Raw genomic sequence first — 9,636 nt, 5'->3', positions numbered from 1 at the left:
GTAAAATTTAACTTACAAAAGATAAGATCACAGACAAAAGGAAAAACATGAAAATACGAATCTACTACGAAGATACCGATGCTGGCGGCATAGTCTATCACGCAAACTATATAAAATATTGCGAAAGGGCGCGCAGCGAGATGTTTTTTGGCTCAGATGTTAAGCCTTTTAGCAAGGACGGGCATTTTGTTGTGAGTGAGATTCGGGCAAAATTTAAAAAACCGGCTGTCCTGGGCGATCTGCTCGAGGTAAAAACGAGCGTGACGAACCTAAAAAAAGCCTCCGCGCTCATAAATCATAAAATTTATAAAATCGCAAATTTAAGCGGTGAATGCGAACCCGAGCTCGTCTTTGAAGCGGATGTTGAGGTCGCGTTTGTTAGCAATCTGAAGCCTGCTAAGATGAGCGAGGAGATAGTGGATTTTCTCTCCTCTTATTGCTCGTAAAAGCCGTATTCGCCGGCTTTTAAAACCTTCGTGTCATAGATGATCTGCGAGTCCTCGACGCTCTCGTTAAAAAGCCTCTGCGCGCCGCGGTTTAGGTAGGTCGCGTAGATGTAGTCAAGCCCGGCGCTAGCGGAGTAGCCTACCCAGTTAAAGTTCAAATTTTGCCCTAAAATTTCGTTGTTTGAGTCCAGCGCGCCGTCAGTTTTGGAGATCGAGTTTGCTATGTAGAGCTTTTCTCTATCTTGCGGTTGCATGAGTTTAAAGATGCTCGGCGCGTAGTTTATCTGCGTGCTTAAAAGGGCGTTAAATTTGACGTCGTAAAGGCGCATCTGAGAGCTCACCATCGAGGCTTTTACGAGCGGAACGTTTAGAAAAACGGTCGCGCCGCTTAGTCTCGAGTTACCAGATAGTATTGACTTTAGGTCGGTGACGCCGTTTGCGATCTCGTTTTCGTAGGCTAGCCCGCCGCTAAACTCGTCAGCGTAGCGATTTAGCGCCGCTCCTAGCGCGCTACCGTCAGAAAATGCCGCGACTTGGCCGTTTGAGAAATTTAGCAGTTTTTCGACTTGCCCTTTATAGTCTATACCGCCAAATATCAAATTATCCTGCGGCGAATCGACGCTAGAGATGTGCAGAGTCGGCACAAAAGCCGTCATGGCGGGGTCTAAAACCTCGTTTAGATATTTTGCGCCAACAGGCGTAAACGGCGCGATGATATATACGATATTTTCGCCTCTAGCGCGTGCTAGTGCGCCGTCGATAGCGCTTGGGGCTTCGTTGCCGATGTTGTAAAATTTAACTTCGATGGCGGCATTTTGCCTCACTACATAGGCGATAACCGCGTTTGAGACGACGCCGGCGTAGCTTTTTATGCTATCTTGCGGGATGATGACGGCGATCTTAAATTCGGCGCTGGAGTTTGGCGTCAGGCTTTCGGTGCCGGCGTTTACGTATGAGCCGTTTAGCGCGTTAAAGGCTTGTAAAATTTCTTGATTGGAGCTGCCTTCGTAGCGAGCCAAAAAGCTGTGCAAAAGACCCTCTCTAACGAGTTCTAACAAGCAGGCGTCGTTACACTTGACAGGTTCTAAATTTATATAAATTTCGCTCGCGGGCGGGATGTCCGACGGCTTGTCGCTCCTGGCAAATAGCGTCGAGCAGATCAATAAAACGGTTAAAATTTTTCTCATAGGTACTCTTTTATCTTTTTTAGATCGCTGAAAAACAGCTCTTTTTTGCTTGGATTTTTCGCTACGGCGGTCGGCGAATAGGTCGCCAGCAGGGCCGAATGTTTAAATTTCATTATGTTTCCCCTTATGGTTTCAAAGCTTTGCGCGCTTTGTTTTATCATTTTGTAAAAAACCTCTTCGCCAAGCGCCACGATGAGCTTTGGCGCGACTAGACGGGCTTCCGCGCTAAAATACGGCTCGCAAAGCTCGTAAGCGTTTGTCGGAGCTTTGGCTGCGGGCTTGCATTTTAGCAGGCTCGTGACGTAAATTTCGTCCTTTTTAAGTCCTGCTAGCTCGTTTAAATTTTGCAAAAACTTATCGTCGCCCGCCAAAAATTCTCCGCTCGCATCCTCGGCGGCGTTTGGCGCGTCAAATACGAAAACTACTTTAGCGCTTTTATCTCCAAGGCCCGTTAGTGCGTGGTTTGCGCTCTTGCAAAGCTCGCATAGATTGCACTCTTTGATGCTTGCGTTTAGTTCGGCAAGGCTACTCGGTAAGGCCGCGGACGAAGGCGAAAAATCGGCAAATTTATACCCGAACGCCCTAAGATAGTAAAGTTCTCTTAAAATTTCGTTTGCGTAACTCATCGCGCGATGATATCCAAAAGGGCGTTAAAAACAGATAAATCAAAGCGCGAGTTTGTTTAAATTTTCGCCGTCCAAGCGGTAGTTTCGCCACTGTTCTGACTGGTTTTTCGCGCCCATTTTTTCGTAAAATTTTATGCCCGGCTCGTTCCAGTGCAGGCACGCCCACTCGAGGCGTTGCAGATTTTCGTTCTTGCAAATTTCGGCTAAAAATTTAAAAAACTCTTTTCCTATGCCTTTGTTGCGATGCTCTTTTTGGACGTATAGATCCTCCAGATATATCCCGCCAAGTCCCAAAAACGTGGAAAACGTGTAAAAATATATGGCGTAAGCTATGATTTTGCCCTCTGTTTCGCAGACTAAAATCCTGGCATAGTTTTTCTCAAAAATAGACTCGGCAAAAATTTCGGGCGTAAATTTGACATCATCGCTCATTTTTTCGTACGCGGCCAGCTCTTTAACCAGCTCGCAAACGGCCGAGACGTCGGCTCTAGAGGCTTTTCTAATAACGTAAGGCAAATTTTTCTCCTAAATTTTAATAAGCTATTATATTTTTATTATTTTAAAACGAAGTTTAAAAATTTATTAAAAGGATTTTAAGCGATTTGTTGATAAAATCACCGACTTATATCAAAATCACCATAAGGAAAAATTTATGAAAAGAACATACCAACCTCATAAAACCCCTAGAAAACGCACTCACGGGTTTCGCGTCCGCATGAAAACTAAAAACGGCCGCAAAGTGCTAAACGCAAGACGCGCAAAAGGCAGAGCAAGATTGGCCGTTTAAGCAAATTTAGCTCTATAAGCAGCCAAAAGGAGTTTTCAAGCGTCTACAAAGAGGCCATTAAATGGCACTGCGAGGAGGCGATAGTCTTTTTTAAGCCTTGCAATGAAAATAAACTAGCCGTCGTAGCCAGCAAAAAGGTGGGCAAAGCCGTCGTTCGCAACCGATGTAAAAGACTTTTGCGAGCGGTCGTCGTCGAGATTTCAAATGAGCTTGCGGACGGCATTTACGTGATAGTTGTTAAAAACGGGCTAGATAAAAGCTCGTTTTTAAAGCTCAAAAAAAATATCTCTTGGGCTATGAAAAAACTCGGATGTATAAAATCAGGCATATGAAAATGATAAAACAAGCTATTTTATTTTTGATAAAAGCGTATCAAGATTATATCTCTAAATTTACTCCAAAGTCTTGCAGATACTATCCCTCGTGTTCGGAATTTGCCGTTTGGCAGTTCAAATTTAACGGCTTTTTCTCGGCACTCTTCGCGGTTATTTTTAGAATTTTACGCTGTAATCAACTCTTTAAGGGCGGCATCGACTACCCCATCATTAGTAAAAATTTCGACTCTTTTTTTATATCCAATCAAAATTTAAAATCACACATCGCATTTTGGTTCGTCCCGTATAAAAAAAATAAATTCTACGTTATTAAAAATTTAGACTTTCAAAAGGAAAAATAGTGTTAGACAATATGTCAGTTCAAAAACGCGTGTTATTAGCGACCGTTTTATCTTTTATCTTTTTTATCGCTTACGATTATTTTTTTATTCCTAAAAATTTGCCGTTAGATCAAAATCAAACAGTAGCTGCGCAGCAGGTAGGGCAAGCAAACGCCGCTCCAAGCGCAAATACCGCATCAGGCGCTAGCTCTCCGCAGGCCGCATCGACTCAAAGCCGCGAGATCGCTGTGATAAAGGGCGAACACTTTGAGGCGCGCATAGACGAGCTGGGCAGGATTTCGAAATTTTATTTAAATGACGAAAAATACAAAAACGCCGAAGGCAATCGCATCGAACTAGCAGGCGCTCAGCCGTTACCGCTTGAAGTACGCTTTAGCGACAAAGCTTTAAATGAGCAAGCTTTTAAAGTGGCTTACACGAGCGACGTTAGCGAGATAAATTTAGCCAGCGAGCCAAAAAGTATAGTTTTAACGCAAAATTTGCAAGGCTCTAGCGTAACTAAGAAAATCACGTTTTATCCAAACGGAAGCTACGACCTAGATCTTAGCGTGAGCGCGGGCGAATACTACGTGACTCCGGGTTTTCGTCCAAGCGTCGCTATCGACAACTATACCGTCCACGGCGCGCTGCTTAAGCATAACGACGGCAAGCTAACCATCATCGAGGATGGCGACGTAGACGCGACTGAAAGCTTTAATAACGTAAACATAGCCGCAGCTAGCGACAGATACTACACGGCCTTATTTTTCAAATTTGACGGACTTTTAAATCCCGTCGTTTCAAAAGACGGCGCGGGTAATGCAGTGATATTCGTAAAAGGCGAGCAAAATTTTAAAGCTAAAGGCTACATCGGTGCCAAAGACCACGCTACTCTAAGCCAGATAAACGAGGAGCTCGTGGACGTCATCGAGTACGGCTGGTTTACCTTTATCGCAAAACCGATGTTCGCATTCTTAAATTTACTTTACGGCTATATCGGCAACTGGGGCTGGGCGATCGTCGTACTAACGCTAGTTATCAGGATCGTGCTTTTCCCGCTAACCTACAAAGGCATGCTATCGATGAACAAGCTAAAAGATCTAGCGCCGAAGGTAAAAGAGCTACAAGCCAAATACAAAGGTGATCCGCAAAAGCTAAATATGCACATGATGGAGCTGTATAAGAAAAACGGCGCAAATCCAATGGGTGGCTGCTTGCCGATACTTATGCAGATCCCGATTTTCTTTGCGATTTACCGAGTACTACTAAACGCGATCGAGCTAAAAGCGGCGCCGTGGATACTCTGGATACACGACCTTTCGGTGATGGATCCGTATTTCGTGTTGCCTATTTTGATGGGTGCTACGATGTTCCTTCAGCAAAAGCTCACGCCGACCACGTTTAGCGACCCGATGCAAGAAAAGATAATGAAATTTTTACCGCTTATCTTTACGTTTTTCTTCGTGACCTTCCCTGCGGGACTTACGCTTTACTGGTTTGTAAACAACGTCTGCTCGGTCATCCAGCAAGTTTTCGTAAATAAACTCTTTGAAAAGCACAAGAAAGCCGAGGTAAAGGCCTAATGCGAATCGAAGCTGAAAATTTACAAGAGGCTTTTCAAAAGGCCGCCGAGGAGCTAAACTGCTCTGTCACGGAGCTTGATATCAAAATTTTACAAAACCCGAGCGCCGGTTTTTTGGGATTTTTCAAAAAAACGGCGATCATCGAAGCCGTAAAAGAGGGTGCGCATAAGGAAGCAAAAAAAGCCTCTCAAGTCGCTCGCGAAAACGCTCATAAAGAAAACGGCGGCGAAAAAAAGAAGGAATTTAAGAAAAAAGAGAACTCTGGCGAAGAGCAAAATCATAAAAGCGAAAAGAAAAAAAATCATAAAAATCGCCACGAACATCACAAAAACAATGCGGCAAAGCAAAATGAAACGAGCGCGGCAAACGAGCCTAAAGTTGAAGAAGCACAACCGCAAAAAGAGCCTCAGGCAAAAGAAAAAGAGCAGCACAAAAAAGAACAACCTAAAAAAGATAGTAGCAAAAACATCCTTGATCACTCGATCATCGATACCTTTAATAAAAACGACTTTTACGAAGGCGATGAAAAAACCGCAGCTGGCGAAAATTTAGGCTCGCAGGCATCTGTCGGTGATACAAATTTGACGCAAGCTGCGCTAAATTTAGCTAAAAAAGAAAAACAAGACTCCCGAGCCGATAGAGCACAGGCTCAAAAACAAAAAGATCAAAAACCAAAAGCGGATATCAATAAAGTCCTGCCTGAGATAAAGCAGGGCGTAGAGAAGCTTTTTGGCGGAAATTTATTTACTATAAACAAGATAGACGTGCGCAAATTTGACGACGAGACTGTGATAGTCGAGCTTGACGGCGAGGATGCGGCGCTGCTCATCGGCAAGGAGGGCTACCGCTACAAGGCGATTTCGTATTTGCTTTATAATTGGATCAGCTCAAAATACGGCCTTGCGGTGCGTCTTGAGATCGCGCAATTTCTGCAAAATCAAGAAGCAGCGATCGATCAGTATCTAAAAGGTATAATCGAGCGCGTGGAGGAGACGGGCAAAGCCAAAACCAAGTCTTTAGACGGCGTTTTGGTCAAGATCGCCCTTGAAAAACTGCGCGAAAAATTCCCCGACAAATACGTAAGCGTAAAGTCAAATAGCGACGGGCAGTTCGTAGTCGTGAACGACTTTATCAAAAAATGAACGAGACCATAGCCGCCGTCGCCACCGCGCACGGCGTAGGCTCGATCTCCATCATCAGGCTAAGCGGCGCGGACGCCCTTAGCCTAGCTCTAAAACTCACTAAAACCACCTATCTAGTCCCGCGTTACGCAACTCTAACTAAAATTTACGCCGATGGCGAGCTCATTGACGAAGCCTTGCTTATTTATTTCAAGGCTCCGCATAGTTTCACGGGCGAGGACGTGGTGGAGTTTCAGCTCCACGGCGGGCTAGTGGTGGCAAATTTGATCCTAGGCGAACTTATCAAAAGCGGCGCCAGACTCGCGCGCGCGGGCGAGTTTAGCAAGCGAGCGCTCATAAACGGCAAGATGGATTTTAGCAAGATCGAGGCGATAAACTCGCTCATAAACGCAAAAAGCGAGGACGGCGCAAAGATTATGGCTCGCACGATGAGGGGAGATTTGGCTAAATTTACGAACGAGATTCGCCGCGAACTCGTAAAAACTCTGGCATTCGTGGAGACTAGCATCGACTATGCCGACGATGACCTGCCTGCTGATCTGCTAGAAAGTATCAGTCAAATGCTAAAACAAAACAGCTCCAAACTAGATAAAATCGTCGCTATAAGCCAGAGCAGAAAAGGGTTGCTCGAGGGCTTTAAAATCGCGATAGTCGGCAAGCCAAACGTCGGCAAAAGCTCGATCTTAAACTCGCTTTTGTCCTATGAGCGCGCGATCATCAGCGACGAGGCAGGTACGACTAGAGACAGCATAGAAGAAGCCCTAAAAATCGGCACTCATCTCGTGCGCATCATAGACACGGCAGGTATCCGCAAAAATGCGGGTAAGATCGAGCAGATCGGTATTTCGTATTCGCTACGAGCTATCGAGGAGGCCGACGTTATCTTGGCCGTTTTTGATGCGTCGCAGGAGGCCGACGAGCAGGATAACGAGATCCTGGAGCTTTTAAAAAACTCGCAAAAAAAGATTTTTTACGTTTTAAATAAATGCGACCTCGGCGTTAAATTTAGCGCTCCAGTGGGCGCGATACAAATTTGCGCCAAGCAAGGAACGGACGAGATAGTAAATAGTCTAAAAACCTATCTCGACGCCCAAGAGACGAGCGAGATACTACTAAACTCCGCTCGTCAAATTTCATGCTGCGAGGCGGCGAGCGAGGCGATAAAAAGGGCGTTAAATTTACTTGCCCAGTCCGAGCTCGAGCTCTTTGCCTACGAGCTAAATACAGCAATAGAGCAAATCTCGTCAATCACGAAACCGTTTGAGCGAAGCGAAATTTTAGACGAAATGTTTAGCAATTTTTGCCTCGGAAAATAACGAAATTTACTTTATAAAAAAGAAAAAATAATGAAAAAAATCTTATCTATAGCCGCTCTAGCTGCGTTGCTGGGCGGTTGCATGCCTTCACACGATCATCTAGCAAGTAGCGTAGTATCGCCTGAACCGGACTGGATCAAATATCTAGAAAACGACGGCACCGTCGGCGATGTCGCATTTTTCTCAGAAAATTTGAGCGCAACTCACGCGCAAAAAAACGGCGATATCATCGGTATGGCGCTCATAAAAAGAGACGGTCAAAATTTGAAGCTTGGCGATATGTACGCGCAAAACGGTATTTCGTTTATAGTTTTGGAGCTTAACGATAAGGAAAAATTTGGCTATCAATACATAAATATGCGCGATAAAAACGAGCTTGCGACTCTAAGAGGGGCCAAAAAGGTCAAATTTTATCAGTTTGGCGGCGGCATATTAGAGAGCGTAGTTTTTAGCTCGGACTCGGGCGCCGTGTGCGAGAGTTTTGCGGTGGGTAAGACGGTAAAAGCTCATGCCGTGACTAATTATTACGATAAAGAAAGTCCCGACAATAGCGAGTTTTTCGCGACTTTGATGGATATCGGAGTGAAAAAGGGAAAAAGCGCCGAGATCAAAAATCTAGACTTTAAATTTTTCGTTAGCGACGGCAAGCTAGCTAGCACGCAGACGCGGGCTCGATCGGCGGAATTTAGGAACAAAGTCATAGACGCCGACGCTAAAAAACAGGAGCAAATCCTATCAAATATCGTTTGCGCCGCGCCTAAAAACTGATCGCTTTTATCAAATTTAAACACGAACGCGAGATGAAAAACTTATTTCTAGCGGCTATTGCGGCCCTGGCTTTTTACGGTTGCGCCGGCATCACTAGCAGCGCAAATATAGCCGAGCACGACGTCTCAAATATCGATGTTCCCGAGGATGGCTGGACGAGATATCTGGGTACTGACGGCGCCGTTAGAGAGGTTGCCTTTTTGACGGCATTTTTCTCGCGTGATTTTCGCGCTCAGCCTGAGGACGGCGAAGCTACGGGCTTTGCTCTTACTAAAAAAGAGGGCAGCAGACTACCTTTTAGGCTCGGCGCCGTCTATAAAAGCGGCGGTAGTGCGTTTATACTAAAAGACGCCGATACCGAGGCGGAGTTTGATCTAAAAGACGAAGCGAGTGCGACCCAGCTTCGTGGCGCTCGGCGGATCAAATTTTACGAATTTAGCTCAAATTTGACGACGGTAGCAGTTTTTGAGGCGCCGATTTCGGTTTGCGAGGCGTTTCAAAAAGGCGGCAGTGTGAGCGTGAAATCAGCATCTAGCTACTATGATACGCAAAATTTAGAAAAACGGTATTTTACCGCCGTTATAACGCAGGCAAAAATTTCATCCAAAAGCGGCGCGCTACTTTTAAAATCTCAGATAAAAAATTTTACAAATTCCGATGGCTTGCGAGAAGTCGCCGAAAAAACGCCTAAATTTGAGGAAAAAATCCAAAACGAGTTGCGCAGGTACAGGCCGAGGCTTAGTCAAATTTGCTCTTTGGGCGAGAAGTAAAGAGAATAAAATGAAAAATACGATGATTTTTAAGACGGTAGCGGCGGCTGTCGCGGCGTTGGCATTTAGCGGTTGTGCTGGCATCACCGGCGACATAGGCGGCGAGAGAGCGTGGCGTACGTATATGGAAAACGACGCTAGCATACAGCAGATCGGATTTATAACCGAAACCACGGTCTACGAGATGAGCGGCGGTAAAAAAGAGGAAAAATTCGGCGACTACATGGGTAGGGCCGAGGTGAAATCGCCTGGCGAGAGCGACTCGGCGAGCCAAAATCTAGGCTGGGTTTACTCAAGCGGTGACGGTGTAAAAACTCTGATAGTGATTGATCTGGATAGCGGTAAAAATGTAGATT

Annotated in this window: 12 protein-coding genes and 1 pseudogene; 10 read left to right on the top strand and 3 right to left on the bottom strand. The window is 45.3% G+C overall.

The genetic code is table 11. The annotated features are described in order from the left end of the window. Positions 1-47: 47 nt before the first annotated feature. A complete protein-coding gene (locus Q0546_RS01280) occupies positions 48-446 on the top strand; it encodes a YbgC/FadM family acyl-CoA thioesterase (RefSeq protein ID WP_298789822.1) in 399 nt (132 codons plus the stop codon). Here the strand turns inward: Q0546_RS01280 and Q0546_RS01275 are convergent. Genes Q0546_RS01275 through Q0546_RS01265 form a run of 3 tightly spaced genes read right to left on the bottom strand, consistent with a single transcriptional unit; the run spans position 434 to position 2,775 of the window. After that, on the bottom strand, positions 434-1,633 hold the full coding sequence (locus Q0546_RS01275; protein ID WP_298789820.1) for a hypothetical protein: 1,200 nt from the start codon (positions 1,631-1,633) through the stop codon (positions 434-436). The two genes, Q0546_RS01280 and Q0546_RS01275, sit on opposite strands and share 13 nt — an antisense overlap. Then, entirely contained in the window at positions 1,630-2,259 is a 630-nt protein-coding gene (locus Q0546_RS01270) for a uracil-DNA glycosylase (protein ID WP_298789818.1), read from the bottom strand. The genes Q0546_RS01275 and Q0546_RS01270 overlap by 4 nt, the downstream gene beginning before the upstream one ends. Before the next feature lie 39 nt (positions 2,260-2,298). Beyond that, positions 2,299-2,775: a GNAT family N-acetyltransferase gene (locus Q0546_RS01265; RefSeq protein WP_298789816.1), complete on the bottom strand. Its 477-nt coding sequence runs from the start codon at positions 2,773-2,775 to the stop codon at positions 2,299-2,301. Between the two features lie 136 nt (positions 2,776-2,911). Between Q0546_RS01265 and rpmH the strand changes: the two genes are divergently transcribed. From rpmH to Q0546_RS01220, 9 genes and pseudogenes are all read left to right on the top strand, one after another. Next, entirely contained in the window at positions 2,912-3,046 is a 135-nt protein-coding gene (rpmH, locus tag Q0546_RS01260) for a 50S ribosomal protein L34 (RefSeq protein ID WP_002946826.1), read from the top strand. Continuing rightward, complete coding sequence (rnpA, locus tag Q0546_RS01255; RefSeq protein WP_298789827.1) at positions 3,034-3,378, top strand: ribonuclease P protein component; 345 nt, start codon at positions 3,034-3,036, stop codon at positions 3,376-3,378. The genes rpmH and rnpA overlap by 13 nt, the downstream gene beginning before the upstream one ends. Before the next feature lie 2 nt (positions 3,379-3,380). After that, entirely contained in the window at positions 3,381-3,722 is a 342-nt protein-coding gene (gene yidD, locus Q0546_RS01250; protein WP_298789814.1) for a membrane protein insertion efficiency factor YidD, read from the top strand. A gap of 11 nt (positions 3,723-3,733) precedes the next feature. After that, on the top strand, positions 3,734-5,284 hold the full coding sequence (yidC, locus tag Q0546_RS01245) for a membrane protein insertase YidC (protein ID WP_298789825.1): 1,551 nt from the start codon (positions 3,734-3,736) through the stop codon (positions 5,282-5,284). Continuing rightward, positions 5,284-6,426, top strand: a complete 1,143-nt coding sequence (locus Q0546_RS01240) for a Jag N-terminal domain-containing protein (protein ID WP_298789812.1) — start codon at positions 5,284-5,286, stop codon at positions 6,424-6,426. Before yidC ends, Q0546_RS01240 begins: the two co-directional genes overlap by 1 nt. Next, complete coding sequence (gene mnmE, locus Q0546_RS01235; protein ID WP_298057144.1) at positions 6,423-7,742, top strand: tRNA uridine-5-carboxymethylaminomethyl(34) synthesis GTPase MnmE; 1,320 nt, start codon at positions 6,423-6,425, stop codon at positions 7,740-7,742. Before Q0546_RS01240 ends, mnmE begins: the two co-directional genes overlap by 4 nt. 30 nt (positions 7,743-7,772) lie before the next feature. Next, the gene (locus Q0546_RS01230; RefSeq protein WP_002952255.1) at positions 7,773-8,510 is read left to right on the top strand and encodes a hypothetical protein; all 738 of its coding nucleotides are present in this window, start codon (positions 7,773-7,775) and stop codon (positions 8,508-8,510) included. Positions 8,511-8,542: 32 nt separating this feature from the next. Further along, positions 8,543-9,280, top strand: a complete 738-nt coding sequence (locus Q0546_RS01225) for a hypothetical protein (RefSeq protein WP_298789808.1) — start codon at positions 8,543-8,545, stop codon at positions 9,278-9,280. A gap of 10 nt (positions 9,281-9,290) precedes the next feature. Next, positions 9,291-9,636, top strand: a pseudogene (locus Q0546_RS01220) (hypothetical protein); the annotation flags it as partial.

This window comes from uncultured Campylobacter sp., from assembly GCF_937997465.1.
GTDB lineage: Bacteria > Campylobacterota > Campylobacteria > Campylobacterales > Campylobacteraceae > Campylobacter_A.
The sequence above is the reverse complement of the archived record's forward strand: the minus strand, read 5'-3'. Positions and strand labels throughout refer to the sequence as shown.